We start from the raw sequence: 21,708 nt of genomic DNA on the forward strand, positions 1-21,708 counted from the left end.
AAGGGATGCATAAACATGCACTCAACAGTGTAGCAAGTTGTACCCAAATACGCTGCTGACAGGTTTTATAACCCCCGCTAGTTAAGGCGCTCCACAAAGAAATCTGCCATGGAGAGGAATAGCTCGCGTGCATGCGGGTCGAGCTCGACGCCTTCGATGGCGGCCTTGGCCTTAGCGGTCAGGTCCAGCGCGTAGGTGTGGGCGTAATCGATGGAGCCGGTCTCCTGGAAGATCTCCACGGCGCGTGCGAGCTGCGCAGGGTCCTCGGTGCCCGAGGAAAGGATTGCCTCGACCTCGTCGTGATGGCGCTCATCAGACAGGGCGTGCACGGCAACGAGCGTGCGTTTACCCTCGGTGATGTCGGTGCGGAAGTCCTTGTTGGCGGCCTCTTTGGTGCCGACCAAGTTGAGCAGGTCGTCCTGAATCTGAAAGGCAAGGCCGGTGTGCAGGCCAAAGGCGCGTAGCGCCTCGACCTGCTCTTCGCCGCCGCCGCCGATAATGGCTCCGGCGGCAAGCGGCGTGGCTCCGCTGTAATACGCGGTCTTGTGCGTCGCCATGTCCAGGTAGTCATCAACCGAGATATCAAAGCGCTCGTCACGGACCCAACCCAGGTCAAGCGCTTGACCCTCGATGGTGCGGACGATCATCTCGGTAAGCTCGTGGAGCACACGCAGCTTCACGTCGGACTCGAGCGTGGGATCGTCGAGAACCGTCTTGGTGACCATGGTGAGCGCCAGGTCGCCACAATTGATGGCAAGGCCCGTGCCCTCGGTAAGGTGCATGCAGGGCTTGCCTCGACGAAGCTGTCCGTTGTCGGCGATGTCGTCGTGAATCAGCGCGCCTGACTGGAAATGCTCGATAGCTGCCGCGGCGCTGCGGGCGCTCTCAAAGCTACCGCCCACTGCGGTTGCGGCGAGCATGCAGATAAGCGGGCGGTGGCGCTTGCCGGCGTTGGCCGTAAAAGCCGAGAGCGGCGCGTACAGGTAGCGCTCGATATCGGCGGAAGTCGCCTGTCCGTCAAAGAGCGTGGCCAGATAGTCGTTAATCTGGTCAAAGTGCTGGGCTAAAAAGCTGGTAAACGGACTGGACACGGGTTCTCGCATTCTTTGATAGGTTGCATCGTTGCATTATGCAGACAACATATTGCCACATTAGGGCGTCGAGCGCGGCGGTTGAAGACGATTGGTCCATGCGGCCGCAAGTGCGGTAGGGGCTTGGCTAGATAAGCCCAAAGTGTTCGAGCGCGGTGACGACGCCGTCGTGGTCGATGCTGTCGGTGACATAGTCGGCCTTTTTCTTGAGGAAGTCCGGCGCGTTGCCCATGGCGATGCCAACGTCGACCGTCTCCATAAGGGCGATGTCATTGCTCGCGTCGCCAATACCATACACGGTGCCGTGGTCTGGCCCCAGGGCGTCAAGCACGGCCTCGATTCCGGCTCGTTTGGTGCACTCGCGAGGCGAGATTTCTGTGACCTCAAGCTCGAGCTCATTAAAGCAGAGCAGGGGTCCAAGCTCTTTATCCTGAGCGATGCGGTTGGCGAGTGGTGTGGACATAAGGATCTTATAGGCGTTGTAGTGCTTAAGTTGCGTGACGGCATCGCCAGAGGTGCGTGCGTATCCGGGCGCCTCGGGCGCGTCCGCACTCATGCGCACGACTCGATTAAGGCCTTCAAAGCGAATCTCTTCACCCGATTGCTCGAGATAGGGGGCGAGACGTTGTAGCAGACCGGGGCTTATGGCTGCATTGCGCACGATGCGCCCCTCGAGTTCGGCGTAACCGCCCGCGAGACAGACGACGCCCGCCCACGGCAGGTCGAGCAGCTTGGGATGGATGCAGCTGAGGGCGCGCCCCGTGCAGATAAAAGCCTTGTTGCCGTTGGCGACAAACGCGCGAATTGCCTGCGCAACCGTTTCATTAGGATAGGGGGAAAGGTCTCGCTCGCCCTCGGGAAGCTCTTGGACAAGTTTGGGATCTTGCCAGGCGAGCGTACCGTCGATGTCAAAGAAGCAGATATCTCCATGATTTTTGGCGGCGTCGACAGCATGAGAAGGCGAGATGGCGGGGGCAAAACCTGGTTCGAGCCCCATAACCTGATCAAAGTGCTCTTTGACACGGGGAACCGAGACGCCGATGATCACCTGGGCTGTCTTGCCGGTGACGATGAGGCCCTTGGCGCCCACTGCGACAAAGGCCGCGTTGTCCGCCACGACAGAAGGGTCTACGACTTCGACGCGCAGCCGCGTGGCGCAGTTGGTTGCGCCCACAATGTTCGAGGCGCCGCCCAGAAGCGCTACAACCTGCTCGGCGAGCAGATGATCTTGCGATGCCTGGCTTTCGGAAGCGCTGGTCTTGGAGGAGCGCTTTTCGTCAACGTTGCCTCCCGTCAAGCGCGAGAGCGCCGCGCTACTGGCAATATGGTCCTCGCGTCCCGGGGTTTTAAGGCCAAAGGTCAGGATAAGGCCTCGAAAGCTCAAGAAGAAGATGGCGCTAAAGATGAGTCCGATTCCGAGCGCCAAAAGGTAAGAGCCGGCATGCGTCCGCATGAGTGGGATGAAGTTGAAGGCCGTCATTTCCATGAGACCGCCCGAGAAGATGCCGACGATGCCAAAGAAGTTCATGGTCATGGCAAGGCAGGAGGATAGGACGGCGTAGAGCAAAAAGAGTCCGGGATAGGTGAACATAAAGAGAAACTCGAGCGGCTCGGTGACGCCGCAGACCACCGAGGCGACGATGGCGGGCAAAAGGATGACCTTAAGGCCGGCGCGGCGTTCGGGTTTGGCGGTGAAATAGAATGCTGCCGCGATGGCGGGAAGGCCAAAGAGCTTGCCCCAGCCGGTGGCGGTAAAACCTGCCCAGGGCGCAAGTTCATTTAAAGGGCGCGTGCTATGGGAGAGAATGGGGAGCAGGTTGGTCCACGTGGCGTAAATACCGTCGTGAATGACCAGATTGTCGTAATAGATGGGCATATAGAGCAGATGGTGCAGCCCCATGGGCTCGAGCGCTCGCTCCAAAAACACAAAGATGCCCACGCCGAAGGGGCCGACGCCCGCAAGTGCGTGGCGCAGCGTTTCGGTCACAGCGTATGCGAAGGGCACGATGGCGGCCGAGATGGCGGCAAGGGCAAACACGGCAAAAAAGCTGATGAGGTAGACCAGCGAGGAACCCGAGAAGGTGCCGAGCCAATCGGGAACCTTGGCATCGTAGAAGTGGTCATGGATGGCGACGACGGTTGCCGACACCGCCAGCGGGCCGATAATGCCGGTGTCGAGCGTCTTGATGCCGTCGATGACGGTGATACCGCTGGCGGGGGTCAAAGATGATGGGTACTTAAGCCCAAGGTTGTCGCCGCTCAGCTTAATGATCTCGCTCAAAAAGAAGCAATAGGCAAAATAGGCCACGAGTGCCTCGAGGCAGCAGCGCGCCGGTTGCTTTTGGGCAAGACCGATAGGCAGCGCTACGGCAAAAAGGAGCGGGAGACGTTTAAAGACCGTCCACGAGCCGCGCTGGATGATGGTCCAGAAAACGTACCAAGGGGTTCCGTATACGGCGAGGTCACCGACGATGTCTACGGTCGTGGCGAGGGCGGAGATGCCGACCATGAGGCCTGATATAGAAAACAGCATGGCGGGCGCGAACATGGCTCCGCCAAAACGTTGGATTTTCTGCAGCATAATATGCCTTCCGGATGCAACATGCTGTGCGAGCAAGAACGTTTAAACAATGAACTCATTGTAGAGGACTGGCTGCTTGCCGCATTGACGGTTTTGATTCGGTCCGATTTGGGTTTCGGGGGAACCGTCGACGGTAAATAATCCGTACTTTACCGATAATCGGTTTAAACAACTTTAAGAAATGCTATCGTGCCTAGCCATACATATTCATTAGAGGTGAAATCATGCCAAAAGCGATTTACGAAGGAATCTACCGCGAGATCCGTTCGCGCATCATCAACGGGACCTATGCGTTTCAGGAGATGCTGCCAACCGAAGCCGAGCTGACCGCGGAGTTTGGCTGCACGCGCAATACCGTTCGACGCGCCTTGAGCATGCTGGCCGACCAGATGTTTGTGCAGCCTATACACGGTAAGGGCGTGCGCGTTATTTGGCTTAAGGGCGAAACCGACATGCTGGGCGCACTCGAAGAGGTTGAGTCGTTTGGCGAGTTCGCAAAACGCAACAATGCCGTCGCATCGACCGAGGTCAAGTCTTTTGAACATTTGATTTGCACTGAGCAACTCTCTCGTCGCCTGGGCTTTAAGGTGGGCGAGGAGCTGATTCGCGTAGTGCGTGTCCGAAGCCTCAACGGCAGCGCGCGCCAAGTGGACCATGGCTACTTTTTGGCGTCGATCGCCAAGGGCCTGACCCCCGAGATCGCGGCGGATTCTATCTACGGCTATCTGGAGCACAAGCGCGGCGTCAAAGTGATGGCGAGCCGTCGTACGGTGAGTGTCGAGCTCGCCAACGATGAGGACTGCAGCTACTTGGACCTTGGCAAGTACAACTGCGTCGCCGTTATGGAGAGCCAGTCGTACACCTCGGACGGCATCTTGTTCGAGGTCACGCATGCCCGCACGCATCCCGAGATCTTCCACTACCGCGTCAACTCCAAGCGATAGCCGGCTAGCTCGCAGCCTGACGAGACTCATGCCCTCAAAGCGAAAACGCCCGGTCAAACCGACGATGCATCGGCTTGATCGGGCGTTTTCTCTGCATTCGATAATAAATAATTGTTTATACAAAACTTGTCAAGTATCAAGTTGAAATTACCGTTCACCGAAGTTTTTCTACCGCTCTAGTAATACTTGTTCAAACAACTAGCCAAATAGCGTATTGTACAAGTCAGCAAAAGGGGCAAAGTCCCCGAGCCAATCTCCGAAGGCGGCGGCAAAGGGTGCCGCCACGGTGTGAAAGGGTGGATTGTAATGAAGAACGAAATGAGCAGAAGGCAGTTCCTGGGCTTTGCTGGTTCCGCGGCTGCGGTTCTTGGTCTGGGCCTCGTGGGCTGCGGTGGTTCTGCCGGCTCTGGCTCCTCTGCTTCTGGTGACGCTGCCGAGGTCTACTTCCTCCAGTTCAAGCCCGAGGTCGACAAGGAGTGGAAGGAGATCGCCAAGGCGTACAAGAAGGAGAAGGGCGTCGAGGTCAAGATCGTGACCGCCGCCTCCAACACCTACGAGGAGAAGCTCAAGTCCGAGATGTCCAAGAGCTCCGCTCCGACGCTGTTCCAGGTCAACGGCCCCACCGGCCTTAAGAACTGGAAGGACTACTGCGCCGATCTTTCCGACACCAAGCTCCGCGGCGAGCTCATCGACGACTCCCTGGCGCTGCAGTCCGACGGCAAGGATCTGGGTATCGACTGGGTTCAGGAGAGCTACGGCATCATCTACAACAAGGAGCTCCTCGAGAAGGCCGGCTACAAGGCCGAGGACATCAACTCCTTCGACAAGCTGAAGGCTTGCGCCGATGACATCCAGGCCCGCAAGGACGAGCTCGGCGTTGACGGTGCCTTCACTTCCGCCGGCATGGATGACTCCTCCAGCTGGCGCTACACCACCCACCTCGCCAACCTCCCGCTCTACTACGAGTTCGAGAAGGAGCACAACCAGGAGGACGACGAGATCAAGGGCGAGTATCTCGACAACTTTAAGCAGATCTTCGACCTGTACATCACCGACTCCACCTGCGATCCTTCGCAGCTCGCCTCCAAGACCGGTGACGACGCCACTAACGAGTTCGCAACCGGCAAGGCCGTCTTCTACCAGAACGGCTCTTGGGCCTACGCCGACCTCACCAAGGCCGGTATGACCGACGACCAGCTCGGCATGCTGCCGATCTACATCGGCGTCGACGGCGAGGAGAACCAGGGCCTGTGCTCCGGCGGCGAGAACTACTGGTGCGTCAGCTCCCAGGCTTCCGAGGATGCCCAGAAGGCCACCGAGGACTTCATGTATTGGTGCGTCACTTCTGACACCGCCACCAGCATCATCGCTGACAAGATGGGTCTGACCGCCCCGTTCAAGAGCGCTAAGGAGACCACCAACGTCTTCTCGCAGCAGGCCGTTGCTATGGCCAAGGATGGCAAGAAGACCGTTGCTTGGGACTTCGTTTACATCCCCTCTGAGGAGTGGAAGAAGAACCTCAAGCAGGCTCTCATCGCTTATGCTGCCGACAACACCAAGTGGGACGGCGTCAAGAATGCCTTCGTCGATGGCTGGAAGACCGAGAAGGCTGCTTCCGAGTAAGCAGTTGCTGCCCAAGCTATCTGATTAGCGACAGGGGGCGGGCAGACGTAGGTTTGCCCGCCCCCTGCATATTGAAAGGACCCTTCTATGGGCAAAGCACTCAAGCGCTGGTGGCCGCTCTTTATGCTGCCCACGTGCCTGGCGTTTATGATCGGGTTCGTGATTCCCTTTATCCAGGGTTTCTATCTCTCGTTCTGCCAGTTTATTACCATCAATAACGCGCACTTTGTCGGTATCGAGAACTACGTGCGCGCACTGACCGACCCGCAGTTCTCCACGTCGTTCTTCTTTACCGTGGCGTTTGCCTTCCTGTCGACGGTGCTCATCAACGTGATCGCGCTGGCTATTGCGCAGGCGCTCACTCGCAAGGCGCTCAAGGGCACCAACATCTTCCGTACGATTTTCTTTATGCCCAACCTGATCGGCGGCATCGTGCTGGGTTACATTTGGCAGATTCTAATCAACTGCCTGCTCTCCAACGTGGGTGCCCAGCTTATCGCCCTCAACTCCGCCGCTGGCTTCTGGGGCCTTATCATCCTGACCCTGTGGCAACAGGTCGGCTACATGATGATCATCTACATCGCTGGTCTGCAGTCCATTCCGTCCGACTACATCGAGGCCGCCAAGGTCGACGGCGCTACGGCATGGCAGACGTTTTGGAAGGTTAAGATCCCCAACCTGATGCCGACCATCACCATCTGCCTGTTCCTGTCCATCACCAACGGCTTTAAGCTGTTCGACCAGAACCTCGCTCTTACCGGTGGTGCCCCGGCGCACTCTACCGAGATGCTCGCCCTGAACATCTACAACACGTTCTATTCGCGTGCTGGCATCGCATGGCAGGGCATCGGTCAGGCCAAGGCAGTTATCTTCTGCATCCTGGTTGTCGCTATTTCTATGATCCAGCTTAAGGCCACGAGGTCCAAGGAGGTGCAGCAGTAATGAAACGCGATAAGGCTATCAACCGCGCGCTCTCGATTTTCTTTACGATCCTGTCGCTCGCGTGGATCTACCCTGTGTTCATGATTGCGCTCAATTCCTTTAAGAAGGGGACCGCAATCAGCACCACCACGGCGTTCGATTTGCTCACGCCCGAGACGTTCAACGGCTTTGCAAACTACGTGCATGCCTTAAACGAGCAGGGTTTTGCCTCGGCGTTTATGTATTCGCTCATCATCACGGTCACGTCGGTCGTGCTGATCTTGGTGTGCTGCTCCATGTGCGCTTGGTACGTGGTTCGTGTCAACAACAAGATCTCGAACTTCTTCTATTACCTGTTCGTGTTCTCGATGGTCGTACCGTTCCAGATGCTCATGTTCACGCTGTCCAATTTGGCGGACCGCATCGGCTTTAATACGCCGTTCAACATCTGCTTTATCTATCTGGGCTTTGGAGCGGGCCTGGCGGTCTTTATGTTCGCCGGCTTTGTAAAGAACATCCCGCTCGAGATCGAGGAGGCGGCCATGATTGACGGCTGCAACCCGGTCCAGGTGTTCTTTAAGATCGTCCTTCCCATCATGAAGCCCACCTATCTTTCGGTCGGCATTCTCGAGACCATGTGGGTCTGGAACGACTACCTGCTGCCCTACCTTACGCTCGACTCCACCAAGTACAAGACCATTCCTATCTTGATCCAGTACTTCCGTGGCGGCTATGGCCATGTCGAGCTTGGCCCCATGATGGCCTGCATCATGATGGTCGTCGTCCCCATCGTCATCATGTACATCTTCTGCCAGAAGTACATCATCGACGGTGTGGTGGCAGGTGCCGTCAAGGGCTGATGCCGTAACTGTTTTGCAAGTTTTGGCGGCGCCCCTCATCGCGGCGCCGCGTATCGAAAGGTAAAGACATGGCCGAGATCGTTCTCAAACATGTTCAGAAGGTGTATCCCAACAACGAGTCAAAAAAGAAGGGCTTCTTTGGCAAAAAGAAGAAGACCGGGGAGAAGAAGCACAACCTCAAGGTTACCGAGGACGGTGTGCTCGCTGTAGAGGACTTTAACCTCACCGTTCACGACCAGGAGTTCATCGTCCTCGTTGGCCCCTCTGGCTGCGGTAAGTCCACGACGATGCGCATGGTCGCCGGCCTGGAGGACATCACCTCGGGTGACGTGCTCATCGACGGCAAGCGCGTCAACGACGTCGCTCCCAAGGACCGCGACATCGCCATGGTGTTCCAGAGCTATGCTCTGTACCCCAATATGACGGTGTACGAGAACATGGCGTTTACGCTTGAGCTCAAGAAAGTCCCCAAGGACGAGATCGACCGCAAGGTTCGCTCCGCCGCCGAGATCTTGGGTATTACCGAGTACCTCGACCGTAAGCCTAAGGCGCTCTCGGGCGGCCAGCGCCAGCGCGTCGCCATCGGCCGCGCTATCGTTCGTGACCCCAAGGTCTTCCTGATGGACGAGCCGCTGTCCAACCTGGACGCCAAGCTTCGTAACCAGATGCGTGCCGAGCTCATTAAGCTGCGCCACGAGATCAAGGGTACGTTCATCTACGTTACCCACGACCAGACCGAGGCTATGACCCTCGGTGACCGTATCGTGGTCATGAAGGACGGTGTTGTCCAGCAGATCGCCACGCCGCAGGAGGTCTTCAACCACCCCGCGAACATCTTCGTCGCCGGCTTCATCGGCGTGCCGCAGATGAACTTCTTCGATGCCCAGCTGGTGCGCTCGGGCAACGGCTTTACCGTCAAGACCGAGGATATGAACGTGGCGCTCGCCCCCGAGACTTGCGCACAGCTTGCCCTCAACTGGGACGGCGGCGACGTGAAGGAGATTACGGCCGGCGTGCGTCCCGAGCAGATCCTGCTTGCCGACAAGGGCGAGGAGGGTGCGCTCCAGGGCACCGTCGAGGTGACCGAGCTCATGGGCTCGACCGAGCATGTCCACGTGACCGCTCCCGACGGCCAGTTTGTCCTGATTATCCCCGTCGTCGACCTCGAGGCCAAGGGCGCGCTCAAGGCGGGCGACCCCATCTGGTTCAAGTTCGAGAAGAACGCGACCCACCTCTTCGATAAGGTCTCTGGCAAGAACCTTATCTAGGCCCGGTGCATCCAGACCCTCCCTTTGGGCGACTGCGGTATTGCCATCCTTTTGCCGCGGTCACATATAAGGCTTCCCTCCCGTCCACTGGGCGAGAGGGGAGCCTTTCTTTGTGTTGGGGCCGTCTGGCCGGTCGTTTGTCTCGATCTGTAACAGGTGGGGCCGATTTCGGACGTTAGATGTTACAGATCGAGACGGTTCCGCTGAGCTAACCATTTCATCTAAATCTGTAACACCAAAGACGAATTTCAGCTGCTAGATGTTACAGATTGAGATATTGCTGCGGGACGATTCCGTTTGTCTCGATCTGTAACAGGAAGAACCAATTTTAGGTGCCAGATGTTACAGATTGAGATGAACTCAGATGGACGGTTTTGATTGTCTCGTTCTGTAACGGGCGGTGCCAATTCTGCTGGCTAGTTGTTACAGATCGAGATTGTTTGGCAGAGTCGGGTCACAGGGTAACGTGCGGGCACAAAAAACGGAGCCGTGTTGCCACGACTCCGTTTCTCAAGAGGATGGGTAAGGGGAATGAGCTAGCTCAGGTGCCAGATCTCGTCGTTGTACTGGGAGATCGTACGGTCGGACGAGAAGGTGCCGGCGTTGGCGATATTGATGAGCGCCTTGCGCATCCAAGCGTCCTGGTCCTCGTAGTCGGCCAGCACGCGCTCCTTGGTCTGGATGTACTCCTCAATGTCGAGTAGGGCCATGAACCAGTCCTTGCCCTTGATGTCGTCGTGCAGACGCTGCAGGCGCTCCGCGTTGCCGGTCGCCATAAAGGCGGGGTTGGTGATGAAGTCCACCAGCAGTTTGATGCCGGGCTTGCGGTAGAGTGCGCCGGCATTGTAGGTGCCGTCGGCGTAGAGCTGCTCGACCTGCTTGGACGAGGCGCCAAAGGTGTAGATGTTCTCGTCGCCCACGAGCTCGGCAATCTCCACGTTGGCACCGTCGAGCGTGCACAGGGTTAGGGCGCCGTTGAGCATGAACTTCATGTTGGAGGTGCCGCTTGCCTCCTTGGAGGCCAGGCTGATCTGCTCGGAGATGTCAGCGGCGGGGATCACGCGCTCGGCGGCGGTGACGTTATAGTTCTCGATCATGACAACCTGCAGGTAGGGAGCCACGTCGGGGTCGTTTGCAATCCACTGCGACAGCGTCAGGATCAGGTGAATGATGTCCTGGGCGATGGTGTAGGCAGGTGCCGCCTTGCCGCCAAAGATGATGGTGACGGGGTGAGCGGGCTTGTTGCCGTTCTTGATGTCGAGATACTTCCAGATGATGTAGAGCGCGAGCATCTGCTGGCGCTTGTACTCGTGGATGCGCTTGACCTGAACATCGATGATGGCGTTGGAGGGAATGGTCACGCCCTGCTCGAGCGCCATGAACTGGCGCATGATGCTCTTGGCCTCGACTTTGGTGGCAGCCAGGCGCTCAAGAACGTCCTTGTCGTCGGCGAATTCGGCGAGCTTGCTCAGATTGCCGGTGCTGCGCCAATCGGTGCCGATCACATCGTCGAGCAGGCTGGCGAGCGCGGGGTTGGCACCATGGATCCAGCGGCGGAAGGTGATGCCGTTGGTCTTGTTGGAGAACTTCTCGGGATAGATCTCGTAGAACGGATGAAGCTCGGTGTCCTCCAGGATCTTGGTGTGGAGGGCGGCTACGCCGTTGATGGAGAAGCCAAAGTGGATGTCCATGTGGGCCATGTGAACGGTGTTGTATTCGTCGATGATGGCGACGCGCGGGTCATCGTGCTCGGCCTTCGCAATCTCATCGAGCTTGACGATAATGTCGGCGATGGCAGGGGAGACCTTCTGCAGGCTGGCGAGCGGCCACTTCTCGAGGGCCTCGGCAAGAATCGTGTGGTTAGTGTAGGCGACCATGGAGCGTACGATGGTCACGGCCTCGTCAAACTCGATGCCATGCTCGGTGGTGAGTAGGCGGATGAGCTCGGGAATGACCATGGTGGGATGCGTATCGTTGATCTGGACCACGGCGTAGTCGGCTAGATCGTGCAGGTTGCTGCCGCGCTCGACAGCCTCGTCGATCAGGAGCTGGGCGGCGTTGCTCACCATGAAGTATTCCTGGTAGATGCGAAGTAGGCGGCCCTGCTCGTCGGAATCGTCGGGGTAGAGGAACAGGGTGAGGTTCTTGGCGATCTCGGTCTTATCGAAGTCGATGGAGCTGCCGGGGACCAGGCCATCGTCGACACTTGCCAGGTCAAACAGGCGCAGGCGGTTCTTGGTGGGCTGGCCGTAACCAGGCACATCGATGTTGACGAGCTTGGAGGTAACGGCAAAATCGCCAAACTCAACGGTGTAGGAGCGGTCGTCATCGACCAGGATGTCCTGCTCGCCAAGCCACTCATCGGGGACGGCCTTCTGCTGCTTGTCGACAAAGCGCTGGCGGAACAGGCCGTAATGGTAGTTGAGGCCCACGCCGTCGCCGGTCAAGCCCAGCGTGGCGATGGAATCCAGGAAGCATGCGGCCAGACGGCCCAAGCCACCGTTGCCGAGCGACGGCTCAACCTCAAACTCTTCGATTTTGTTGAGGTCGTGGCCTGCGGCGGTGAGCTGGTCCTTAACCTCGTCGTAGATGCCGAGGTCGATCATGTTGTTGATGAGCAGCTTGCCAATCAAAAACTCGGCAGAGATGTAGTAGAGCTTTTTCTTGCCATTGTTGAGCGGGCAGGCGGAAGAGCGCTCCTGCACGAGCTTGACCAGCAGCTTGTAAATGCGACGGTCGTCGAGCTGCTCGAGCGAGGCGCCAAAAGACTGCTCGGCGAGTTCCATGAGGTTTATTTGGGGCATGTTTCCTCCTGTGATGGGTTGTTTCATGTCTGCAATTCATAAGAAGCCCGCGCGAGGGGATTGGGGTGGCCTCGCGCGGGAAAAGCAAGCGCGTCCGCACGGTGGGGAGGGGTCGGGCGCGGTAGCTCCTATTGAGGAAGCTCGATTTCAGCTTCCGACGGGATGCGGAAGTAGGTTTCGGTCCAGTCGGTGAGTTTGTGCTCGAGCTCGCGGGTGATGGCGCCGTCGAGCATGCGCCAAGTCCAGTTGCCGCCCAGCGTGGCAGGGGTGTTGATGCGCGCCTCATTGCCCAAGTTGAGCAGGTCCTGCATGGTGTAGATGCACGTGTCGCTCACGCTGGCTGCGATGGTTCGGTTGAGCGCGTCGGAGATGGGTTCGCCGGCCTGCTGATGGGCGTACAGGGCTGCCTGCTCGCGCTGACGCGGGGTGGCCGTTCCCTCAAACCAACCACGTGCCGTTTCGTTGTCGTGGGTGCCCACGTAGGCGACGGTGTTGGCAATGTAGTTGTGCGGCAGGTAGTACGAGTTGGTGCCCTCAAAGGCAAACTGCAGGATCTTCATGCCAGGGAAGCCCGAGTTGTCGCGCATGTCGATGACACCGGGAGTGAGGAAGCCCAAGTCCTCGGCGATGATGGGCAGCGTGCCGAGCTTTTCCTCGAGCGCTTTGAAGAGCTTGAGGCCGGGACCCTGCGTCCACGAACCGTGGGACGAATCGGGCGAGGAGAACGGCACCTCCCAATAGGCCTCGAAGCCGCGGAAGTGATCCAGGCGGATGACGTCGTACATGTCGAGGGCAGCGCGAATGCGGCCCTCCCACCAGGAGAAGCCGTCGGACTCCATGGCGTCCCAGTCGTAGATGGGGTTGCCCCAGTACTGGCCGGTGGCCGAGAACTGGTCGGGCGGCGTGCCGGCGACGCTCACGGGATTGCCGGCGGCGTCGATCTTAAAGAGCTCAGGTGTCGCCCACATCTCGACGGAGTCGCGCGAGACATAAATGGGCAGGTCGCCGATGATGAGAATGTCGCGCTCGTTGGCATAGGCCTTGAGGCGGCTCCACTGGCGATTGAAGAAGTACTGCGTCATCTGGTGGTAGAGCATGCGCGCCGGATGGTCGGCGCAGACCTTGGCGGAAGACTCGCCGCGGGTGCGGAGCTCCGCGGGCCACTCCCAAAACGCCTTGAGACCGCACTCCTCTTTGACGGTCATGAACTCACAGTAGGGGATGAGCCAGTCCTCGTTGGCCTGGATAAAGTCATCGAAATCTGCCGGCTTATCGGCGGCAAAGCGCTCGGCGGCGCGGTCGAGAATCTGACGGCGGCCGCCAAAGATAGCACCGTAGTCGACATTGCTGGGGTCGGATCCCAGATACACGCCATCGATATCGCGCTGCTCAAGATACCCTGCCTCGATAAGTTCGGCAAAGTCGATGAAGTTGGGGTTGCCCGCGCGGGCCGAGAACGACTGATAGGGCGAATCGCCATAGCTGGTCGTCGTAAGGGGCAGAATCTGCCAGTAATGTTGTTTGCACGAGGCGAGAAAATCGACGAAGTCGTAGGCATTCCAGCCAAAGCCGCCGATTCCGTATGGTCCGGGCAGAGATGAGACGGGCATGAGGACGCCGCTTGCACGCTCCATGAATGCGCTCACCAACCTTCTTGTTGTGGGGTCGGCCTGCCAATGGGTGTGCAGTCCGCCTCCGGTGTTCTGATTCGATATGCCTATTGTAAAACATGTTGTTTAAACATGTATAGGCAAGATAAAAAAGTTGGTCGATTTTCGGCGAATGGCTATATGCCATGAAAAAAGCCCCGACCTCACAACGTGAAATCGGGGCAAGAGCGGTATGTAGGTTTTTGCTACTCGGCGTCGGCGAAGCCGTTGGGGTTGTGGCTCTGCCAGTTCCAGCTATCGCGGCACATGTCCGCGATGTCGTACTGGGCCTTCCAGCCCATCATGCGCTCGGCCTTGGAGGCATCGCACCAGTTGGCGGCGATGTCGCCGGCGCGGCGCTCGCGGATCACGTAGGGTAGCTCCTTGCCACAAGCCTTGGAGAAGGCGGCGACGACCTCGAGTACCGAGGTGCCGGTGCCGGTGCCCAGGTTAAAGATCTCGACGCCGGTCTTGCCGTTCATCCAGTTAAGGGCGGCAACGTGACCAGAGGCCAGATCGCACACGTGGATGTAGTCGCGCACGCCGGTGCCGTCGGGGGTGGGGTAGTCGTTGCCGAAGACCTGAACGGCCTCGAGCTTGCCCACGGCGACCTGGGCGACATAGGGCACCAGGTTGTTGGGGATGCCCTTGGGGTCCTCGCCGATCAGGCCCGACGGATGAGCGCCGATGGGGTTGAAGTAACGGAGCAGCACGACGTCCCACTCGGGGTCGGCGGTGTGGACGTCCATAAGGATCTGCTCGATCATCCACTTAGTCCAACCATAGGGGTTGGTCGCGGGCTTCTTAGGATCCTCCTCGGTGACGGGTGGGTTGTCCGGGTCGCCGTAGACGGTCGAGGAGCTCGAGAAGATGATGGACTTGCAGCCATGATTGCGCATGACGTCGATGAGCACCAGGGTGTTCTCGATGTTGTTGTGGTAGTACTCGACGGGCTTGCTCACCGACTCGCCGACGGCCTTAAAGCCGGCAAAGTGGATGACGCGGTCAATCTGATGGGTATCGAAGATCTTGTTCATCGCATCGCGGTCGAGCACGTTGGCCTCGTAGAAGGTGAGGTTCTTGGCGGCCTCGTCGCCCACGATGGTCTTGACGCGGTCGACGGCGACGGCGCTGGAGTTGGAGAGATCATCGACGATGACGACCTGGTAGCCACCCTCTAGCAGCTGAACGACGGTGTGCGAGCCGATAAAGCCGGCGCCACCGGTAACGAGGACGCAGGTGTCTTTGGGGTCGAGTGCTTTGGACATGTAGTCTCCTATCGAATCAGGAACACTTCTTCAGGGGAGTATAGCGCAGACAGTTGTTCCAAAAAACGTACGCGGCGGGAAAATCAGAGGATTATGTTAACGTACTCATACAAGAGCTTGCGTACGCATAACCTGATCTTTGGCATTTGCTTACGAGCCGTCGACCTTGCAGTTTCCTGCCGTTCGTGGAAATCGTTGGGACGCGCCATATGTACGCTAATATGTATGAATTGAGCGACATATAAATAAGCATGTAACGGAGTACATATGTCACCAAACAGCGATTCCATCCTTTCCCAGGAGCTCTCGCGCCGTACCGCCCTCAAGGCCCTGTTCGGCGCCACTTCTGCGGCAGTTCTTTTTGGCTTGCCCACTCGCGCCCATGCGGCGGAGGCTTCCAAAGAAACCACCGATAAACTGAATGCCGCCCAGGCCCAGCTCGACGAGGTTCAGGCCCAGCTCGACAGCATCGCAAATGAATACGCGGCGCTGGCCAGCAAGAATGCCCAGACCCTCAACGATATCGAGGGCGTACAGGGCCAGATCGACGACACGCAGGCGCAGATTGACGAGAAGAAGGCCGAGCTCAAAAAGAAACGCGGCGATCTTTCCGATCGCGTGGCCGCCAGCTACAAGTCCGGCGGCACGAACATCCTGTCGCTGCTGCTGGCCTCAGGCTCGTTTGAGGAACTCGTCGCCAACGCGCATTACGTTGAGAAGATTAACAAGAGCGACCGCGATGCCATCGAGGATATCCAGACGATTCAGGCTGAGCTCGACGCACAGAAGACCGAGCTCGAAGCACAAAAGGCCGACTTGGAGAAGCTCAAGGACCAGCAGACGGCTCAGATGCAGGATATGCAGGCCAAGCAGCAAGAAGTCCAGACCGTGCTGAACGGTCTTTCCGACGACGTCAAGGAGCTCATGGCTCAGCGCGATTCCGAGATCCTCGCTGCCGCCCAGGCCGAGGAGGCTGCCAGGAAGGCCGCCGCCGCTGCCGCCGCCGCGAACAAGAACAATTCCTACTCGGGCGGTTCGAGCTCGGGTGGCGGATCGTATGCTCCCGGAACTCCGCAGCAGAATGCCGGATCGGGCAAGCAGCAGGCCGTCGTCAACGCGTGCTACTCCACGCCTTCCCCGGGTCAGAACTGGTGCGCAGCGTGGGTTACCAACGTCTTCCGCAACGCCGGCGTTGGCTACTTTGGCGGTAACGCGTGCGATATGTTTAACGCCTGGTGCTATAGCTCTGACCGCTCGGCGCTGCAGGTGGGCATGATCGTTGCCGATTCCTCGCACAGCGGCACGGGTGCTCCGGGTCTTATCTACGGTCATGTGGGTATCTACGTTGGCGGCGGCATCGTTATGAGCAACGAGGGTGCCATTACGTCTAAGTCGCTTGACTCGTTTATTAGCTTTTACGGTACTGGCTCTGGCGTGCGTTGGGGCTGGCTTGGCGGCGTGGTGCTGTCGTAACTGCGGTTTGAAGTAAGTTGGTCCGTGGCTGCCCGAAAGGCATTAGGTTGCCTGCTTGGACAGTCCTGCTCGCACGGAGAGCACATTAAGTGCTCTCCGGCTCGTGCGGAACTTGCGATCAACCTAATGCCTTTCGGGCAGCCACGGACCTCTCGGGTCCAATACGTCACATACCGGACTGGTTTATCTGAATAAATATGGCGAAGGCCCCTTTCGGGGCCTTCTTTGTTAGAGGAATTCGCCTACTCGGTGAACTTCGGGTTCTAGGTCTACTCCGAATTGGTCTTTGACTTTGGCTTGGATGTCGCGGATGAGTTCGTCGACGTCGGCTGCGGTGGCGTGGTCGGCGTTGACGATGAAGCCGCAGTGCTTCTCGCTTACCTGCGCACCGCCGACGGCATGGCCGCGCAGGCCGGCGTCCATGATGAGCTTGCCGGCAAAGTAGCCCTCGGGGCGCTTGAAGGTGGAGCCGGCGCTCGGCATGTCGAGCGGCTGCTTGTCCTCGCGGCGCTGGCGGTATTCGTCCATGTCGGCCTTGATCATCGCGGCGTTGCCCGGGGCGAGATTGAAGGTGGCCGAAAGAACGATGAAGCCGTCGTCGGCAATGCGGCTCTTGCGATAGCCCAGGTTGAGCTCATCGACATCGAACTCGATGATGTTGCCGCTGCCGCGGGTGCCGTCGTCGAGCATGCGGGCGGGCTTGTAGACACGCACAGACTCCAGCACATCGGCCATGCAGGCACCATAGGCACCGGCGTTCATGTAGCAGGCGCCGCCGACCGATCCGGGGATGCCCGAGATGGGCTCCATGCCGGTGAGGCCGGCCTCGGCTGCTGCCGCGGCGACATCGGAAAGCAGGGCGCCGGCTGCCGCCGTGACGTGCGTGCCGTCGACCGTAATGTCGGAGAGGCCCTCGCCCAGCGCCACGACGACGCCGCGGATGCCCTTGTCTCCGACGAGCAGGTCCGAGCCGTTGCCTACGATGGTGAGCGGCAGATCACAGCGATAGCAGGTGTCAAGCGTGGCGACGAGGCCCTGCTCGGTATCGGGCGTGACAAAGACATCGGCCGGGCCACCGATCTTAAACGTGGTGTGCTCGCGCATGGGCTCGCTCATCAACACGTTGTCCTCGCCGGCAACGCCAGCGAGCGCGCACAGCAGGTCCTCGTTAAAAAAGTCGTTCTCGTGCATACGAATATCCGCCTTTTGGTGGTCGTTCTCATCAATCGATTGCAATATACCCCACCCAGATGTATTTGGTGCGCTGGCGGCGATAAAACTGCCGTCCACCGGATTGATAAAGTGTTTATCATCGAGGTAGAGGGGCAGTCGCTATACTTTCAAGAGATTGCGCGTAAACCCGGAAGGAGCGAGATGGCCAACAAAGTCACCCTCAAGCAGATTGCCCAAGAGGTGGGGCTTTCCCCTTCATCGGTCTCGCTTGTTCTCAATAATCGGCCCTGTCGCATCTCGGAAGAAAACCGCAAACTCATCAAGGAGGTTGCGGCGCGCAATCACTATGTTCCCAACCAGATCGCGCGCAGCCTGGTCATGCGCGAGTCGCGCACCCTGGGCCTTATCGTTCCCAACATCGAGAGCCGCTTTTTCGCCTCGCTCGCCGGCAGCTTGGAAAAGCGCTGCCGCGAGGACGGCTACGCGCTCTTTATTACCAGCTCGGGCGGAAGCGCCGATGACGATCTGGAGCTGTTGCGTCAGCTGGTGACGCGCGGTGTCGATGGCGTCTTCCTGGTGGTAGGTGACGAGTTCTCCGACGACCGCGCCCTGCGCGAGGAAGTCAGCCACCTTCCCATCCCGGCTGTAATGGTCGACCGTGCCATTGAGGGGCTCGAGTGCGACAAGGTGATGTTCGACCACGAGATGGGCGGCTATATGGCCACCCGCTATCTGATCGAGCAGGGCCACCGCCGTATTGCCTGCTTGGTTAACGCGCGTCGCTCCAATACGGGTCGCAAACGACTTGCCGGCTATGAACGCGCGCTGCGCGAGGTTGGCCTGCCCATCGACGCGCGCTTGGAGTTCGAGAGCGAGTACTACATTCCGAGTGCCTACGAGGCCTCGGAGGCGGTGCTCGCAACCGATGCCACCGCCGTGTTCGCAAGTTCGGACAACATCGCCCTCGGTTTGCTCAAGCGCTTGCACGAGATGGGGAAGAGCATCCCGGGCGATATCTCGGTGGTGAGCTATGACAACTCGGCTGCCGACGTTCTCTTTGAGCCGGCGCTGACCGCGATCGAGCAGGATCCGGGCGTGCTTGCCGAGCATGCCTTTGGTTGCATGTCCAAACGTCTTGCCGGCAAGGGCGGCAGGCGTGCCGAAGAAGTGGTTCTGGAGCCTGCTCTCATTGTGAAGGGCAGCGTTCTAGAACTTACTAAATACAACTAAACATGTTTATCAATTCGAGAAGATCGAATGTGGAGCATCTGTGACAGGCAATGCCGCAGGTGAATGTTGCGTTTTGCCAATTGGCGTGTTTGATAGAGATGGTAAAACGTTTTTTCACCATGATAAAACGTTTTAGCAAATATACTAGTCCCAACGAATGGTTGCCGTATCGGAGGGTGACCGCGCAGCGAAGGGACATAAACAATGGCTAAAACACTGGGGACGCCGTGGCAAAAGCTGGGGCACGAGGTGCCGGCTTCCGAGCTCGAGGGTGTCGATCTGTATTGGCGCGCTTCGAACTACCTGTCCGTCGGTCAGATCTACCTTCGCTCCAACCCGCTGATGCGCGCTGACTTTGTCGACGATAAGACTGGCGAGGCGCGCGACTTCGGTCGTTCGGACGTCAAGCATCGCCTGGTTGGTCACTGGGGCACCACGCCCGGCATCAACTTCCTGTTCGGCCACGTCAACCGCCTTATTGCCGATCACAACCAGAACGCCATTTTCTTGATGGGCCCGGGTCACGGTGGCCCCGCCGGCACCGCTCAGTCGCTGCTCGACGGTACTTACCGCGAGATCCGCCCCGACATCACCAATGACGAGGCCGGCCTGCAGAAGTTCTTCCGCCAGTTCTCCTATCCCGGCGGCATCCCGAGCCACTTTGCGCCCGAGACGCCCGGTTCCATCCACGAGGGCGGCGAGCTCGGCTACACGCTCAGCCACGCTTACGGTGCCGTCATGGACAACCCGAGCCTGCTGGCCGTGGCCGTGGTGGGCGACGGCGAGTCCGAGACCGGTCCGCTCGCGACTTCTTGGCAGTCCAACAAGCTCGTGAACCCGGCAACCGACGGTATCGTCCTGCCGATCCTGCACCTCAACGGCTACAAGATCGCCAACCCCACCATCCTCGCCCGCGTGTCCGACGAAGAGCTCACCAAGTTCTTTGAGGGTATGGGCTATAAGCCGCACTTCTTTATCGCCGGCTTTGACGACGAGAGCCACGCAAGCATCCATGAGCGCTTTGCCGCCCTGTTTGAGCAGGTCTTTGACGAGATTTGTGACATCAAGGCCACCGCGCAGGCCCAGGCTGCCGCGGGCGAGACCGTGGTCCGCCCGGCCTACCCCATGATTGTGTTCCGTACGCCCAAGGGTTGGACCTGCCCCAAGCAGATCGACGGCAAGAAGACCGAGGACTCCTGGCGCGCCCATCAGGTGCCGCTGGCAAGCGCCAAGGACACTCACGAGCACTTCCGCGTGCTGCGCGAGTGGCTGCGCTCCTACAAGCCCGAGGAGCTCTTTACGCCCGAGGGCCAGGTGCGCCCCGAGGTAACGGCCTTTATGCCGACCGGCGAGCTGCGTATTGGCGCCAACCCCAACGCGAACGGCGGCAAGGTGCGTCGCGAGCTCGAGCTGCCCGATATCCACGCCCACGAGATTCCCGTCGCCGAGAAGGGCCATGGTTGGGGCTCCACCGAGGCTGCCCGCGTCTTTGGTGAGTACACTGCCGACGTTCTGGCCAAGAACATGGACGACTTCCGCATCTTCGGTCCCGACGAGACCGCGTCCAACCGCCTGCAGGCCGCTTATAAGGTGACCAAGAAGCAGTGGGATGCCGGCTTCTACGAGGACGAGGCCAACGACGAGCTGCTCGCTGGCTCCGGCAAGGTTGTCGAGCAGCTGTCCGAGCACCAGTGCGAGGGCTTCCTCGAGGCCTATGTGCTCACCGGCCGCTCCGGCGTGTGGAGCTCCTACGAGAGCTTTGTCCATGTGGTCGACTCCATGGTCAACCAGCACTGCAAGTGGCTCGAGGCTACCAAGCGCGAGATTCCGTGGCGTGCCCCCATCAGCGGCCTCAACATTTTGCTGTCGAGCCATGTTTGGCGTCAGGACCACAACGGCTTCTCGCACCAGGATCCTGGCTTTATCGACCTGCTGCTCAACAAGGCCAACGACACGCATATCGTGAACGCTTACTATCCGGCCGACGCTAACATGGCTCTCGCCGTGGCCGAGCGCGTCTACCAGTCCACCGACTGCGTCAACGCCATCTTCTGCGGCAAGCAGCCCGCCCCGACCTTCCAGACGGTCGACGAGGCAAAGGCCGAGCTCGCCGAGGGCGTCGCAAATTGGGAGTGGGCATCGACCGCCGACTCGCTCGGCGAGGCCGACGTCGTGGTCGCCACGTGTGGCGACGTGCCGACGCTCGAGGCTCTGGCTGCAACCGATATGCTGCGCGAGCTGGGCATTAAGGTATGGTTCGTCAACGTGGTCGATCTGCTCAAGATTCAGAACGTCTGCGAGAACGACCAGGCTATAAGCGACGAGCGCTGGGCTGAGCTGTTTGGCTGCGGCGAGAAGCCCGTGCTCTTCGCGTTCCACGCCTATGCCGGCACGATTCGCCGCCTGATCTGGAACCGCCCCGGACACGACGCGTTCCGCGTCCACGGCTACGAGGAGAAGGGCTCCACGACCACGCCGTTCGACATGCTGCGCCTGAACAACATGGATCGTTGGGCCCTGGCCGCCGACGTGCTGCGCATGGTCGACGCCGATAAGTTTGCCGAGCAGATTGATGAGTGGGAGGCCTTCCGCACCGAGGCCTTTGAGTTCGCGTGCGACGAGGGCTTCGATCACCCGGCCTTTACCGACTGGGTCTGGCCCGACGCCGCTGCCGCAACCGCAGCCGACGGCGCGCTCTCCGCAACGCAGCTAACTGCCGGCGACAACGAATAGCATCCGGGACGGCCTCGCGCTGGGGCCGCCTCCGGGCGGGCGCCTTCCTCTGAGAAGTGGGCTTCGCGAACTTCTCAGAGGAAGGCGCCC

At 59.2% G+C, this 21,708-nt stretch carries 14 protein-coding genes; 8 read left to right on the forward strand and 6 right to left on the reverse strand.

Going from position 1 to position 21,708, the window contains the following annotated elements; translation table 11 throughout:
- Window positions 1-77: 77 nt before the first annotated feature.
- Both DW029_RS09905 and DW029_RS09910 read right to left on the reverse strand, forming a co-directional pair.
- A complete protein-coding gene (locus DW029_RS09905) occupies window positions 78-1,091 on the reverse strand; it encodes a polyprenyl synthetase family protein (RefSeq protein WP_118345983.1) in 1,014 nt (337 codons plus the stop codon).
- A gap of 127 nt (window positions 1,092-1,218) precedes the next feature.
- Window positions 1,219-3,672, reverse strand: coding sequence for a PTS transporter subunit EIIC (locus tag DW029_RS09910; RefSeq protein WP_118345984.1), 2,454 nt, complete (start codon window positions 3,670-3,672; stop codon window positions 1,219-1,221).
- A gap of 224 nt (window positions 3,673-3,896) precedes the next feature.
- Here DW029_RS09910 and DW029_RS09915 point away from each other — a divergent pair, with 224 nt between their 5' ends.
- The 5 genes from DW029_RS09915 to DW029_RS09935 all read left to right on the forward strand — a co-directional run bounded on the left by DW029_RS09915 (window position 3,897) and on the right by DW029_RS09935 (window position 9,288).
- Window positions 3,897-4,616 carry a GntR family transcriptional regulator gene (locus DW029_RS09915; RefSeq protein WP_055252172.1) on the forward strand — a complete coding sequence of 240 codons (720 nt, stop codon included), beginning with the start codon at window positions 3,897-3,899 and terminating at the stop codon, window positions 4,614-4,616.
- A gap of 306 nt (window positions 4,617-4,922) precedes the next feature.
- Window positions 4,923-6,239: an ABC transporter substrate-binding protein gene (locus DW029_RS09920; RefSeq protein WP_055252173.1), complete on the forward strand. Its 1,317-nt coding sequence runs from the start codon at window positions 4,923-4,925 to the stop codon at window positions 6,237-6,239.
- A gap of 87 nt (window positions 6,240-6,326) precedes the next feature.
- Entirely contained in the window at window positions 6,327-7,181 is an 855-nt protein-coding gene (locus DW029_RS09925) for a carbohydrate ABC transporter permease (protein WP_099432301.1), read from the forward strand.
- Window positions 7,181-8,020: a carbohydrate ABC transporter permease gene (locus DW029_RS09930; RefSeq protein ID WP_118345985.1), complete on the forward strand. Its 840-nt coding sequence runs from the start codon at window positions 7,181-7,183 to the stop codon at window positions 8,018-8,020. The genes DW029_RS09925 and DW029_RS09930 overlap by 1 nt, the downstream gene beginning before the upstream one ends.
- Window positions 8,021-8,088: 68 nt before the next feature.
- Window positions 8,089-9,288 (forward strand): ABC transporter ATP-binding protein, encoded by a 1,200-nt coding sequence (locus DW029_RS09935; RefSeq protein WP_117743781.1) that lies wholly within the window; start codon window positions 8,089-8,091, stop codon window positions 9,286-9,288.
- Window positions 9,289-9,824: 536 nt separating this feature from the next.
- Here DW029_RS09935 and glgP read toward each other — a convergent pair.
- The 3 genes from glgP to galE all read right to left on the reverse strand — a co-directional run bounded on the left by glgP (window position 9,825) and on the right by galE (window position 15,009).
- Window positions 9,825-12,092: a glycogen/starch/alpha-glucan family phosphorylase gene (gene glgP, locus DW029_RS09940; protein WP_233543858.1), complete on the reverse strand. Its 2,268-nt coding sequence runs from the start codon at window positions 12,090-12,092 to the stop codon at window positions 9,825-9,827.
- Between the two features lie 128 nt (window positions 12,093-12,220).
- On the reverse strand, window positions 12,221-13,738 hold the full coding sequence (gene malQ / locus DW029_RS09945; RefSeq protein ID WP_233543859.1) for a 4-alpha-glucanotransferase: 1,518 nt from the start codon (window positions 13,736-13,738) through the stop codon (window positions 12,221-12,223).
- A gap of 209 nt (window positions 13,739-13,947) precedes the next feature.
- The gene (gene galE / locus DW029_RS09950; RefSeq protein WP_006235870.1) at window positions 13,948-15,009 is read right to left on the reverse strand and encodes a UDP-glucose 4-epimerase GalE; all 1,062 of its coding nucleotides are present in this window, start codon (window positions 15,007-15,009) and stop codon (window positions 13,948-13,950) included.
- 267 nt (window positions 15,010-15,276) lie between these two features.
- On the opposite strand from galE, the gene DW029_RS09955 reads away from it, so the two are divergent.
- Window positions 15,277-16,482 (forward strand): hypothetical protein, encoded by a 1,206-nt coding sequence (locus tag DW029_RS09955; RefSeq protein ID WP_118345988.1) that lies wholly within the window; start codon window positions 15,277-15,279, stop codon window positions 16,480-16,482.
- Between the two features lie 228 nt (window positions 16,483-16,710).
- Here the strand turns inward: DW029_RS09955 and murB are convergent, their stop codons facing one another.
- A complete protein-coding gene (gene murB, locus DW029_RS09960; RefSeq protein ID WP_117735685.1) occupies window positions 16,711-17,673 on the reverse strand; it encodes a UDP-N-acetylmuramate dehydrogenase in 963 nt (320 codons plus the stop codon).
- Between the two features lie 183 nt (window positions 17,674-17,856).
- Here murB and DW029_RS09965 point away from each other — a divergent pair, with 183 nt between their 5' ends.
- Together DW029_RS09965 and DW029_RS09970 are read left to right on the forward strand one after the other, a co-directional pair.
- Complete coding sequence (locus DW029_RS09965; protein ID WP_055252182.1) at window positions 17,857-18,885, forward strand: LacI family DNA-binding transcriptional regulator; 1,029 nt, start codon at window positions 17,857-17,859, stop codon at window positions 18,883-18,885.
- A 204-nt stretch (window positions 18,886-19,089) separates the two neighbouring features.
- Window positions 19,090-21,618, forward strand: a complete 2,529-nt coding sequence (locus DW029_RS09970) for a phosphoketolase (RefSeq protein WP_118345989.1) — start codon at window positions 19,090-19,092, stop codon at window positions 21,616-21,618.
- The last annotated feature ends 90 nt before the right edge of the window (window positions 21,619-21,708 follow it).

This window comes from Collinsella sp. AF38-3AC, from assembly GCF_003474365.1.
Taxonomy (GTDB): domain Bacteria; phylum Actinomycetota; class Coriobacteriia; order Coriobacteriales; family Coriobacteriaceae; genus Collinsella.

Bases quoted from the DNA above. Each gene is read 5' to 3' on its own strand.
- DW029_RS09910 (WP_118345984.1), bottom strand. From the start codon at position 3,672: ATGCTGCAGAAAATCCAACGTTTTGGCGGAGCCATGTTCGCGCCCGCC.
- DW029_RS09935 (WP_117743781.1), top strand. From the start codon at position 8,089: ATGGCCGAGATCGTTCTCAAACATGTTCAGAAGGTGTATCCCAACAAC.
- galE (WP_006235870.1), bottom strand. From the start codon at position 15,009: ATGTCCAAAGCACTCGACCCCAAAGACACCTGCGTCCTCGTTACCGGT.
- DW029_RS09930 (WP_118345985.1), top strand. From the start codon at position 7,181: ATGAAACGCGATAAGGCTATCAACCGCGCGCTCTCGATTTTCTTTACG.
- DW029_RS09925 (WP_099432301.1), top strand. From the start codon at position 6,327: ATGGGCAAAGCACTCAAGCGCTGGTGGCCGCTCTTTATGCTGCCCACG.
- murB (WP_117735685.1), bottom strand. From the start codon at position 17,673: ATGCACGAGAACGACTTTTTTAACGAGGACCTGCTGTGCGCGCTCGCT.
- DW029_RS09970 (WP_118345989.1), top strand. From the start codon at position 19,090: ATGGCTAAAACACTGGGGACGCCGTGGCAAAAGCTGGGGCACGAGGTG.
- DW029_RS09920 (WP_055252173.1), top strand. From the start codon at position 4,923: ATGAAGAACGAAATGAGCAGAAGGCAGTTCCTGGGCTTTGCTGGTTCC.
- glgP (WP_233543858.1), bottom strand. From the start codon at position 12,092: ATGCCCCAAATAAACCTCATGGAACTCGCCGAGCAGTCTTTTGGCGCC.
- DW029_RS09965 (WP_055252182.1), top strand. From the start codon at position 17,857: ATGGCCAACAAAGTCACCCTCAAGCAGATTGCCCAAGAGGTGGGGCTT.
- DW029_RS09915 (WP_055252172.1), top strand. From the start codon at position 3,897: ATGCCAAAAGCGATTTACGAAGGAATCTACCGCGAGATCCGTTCGCGC.
- DW029_RS09955 (WP_118345988.1), top strand. From the start codon at position 15,277: ATGTCACCAAACAGCGATTCCATCCTTTCCCAGGAGCTCTCGCGCCGT.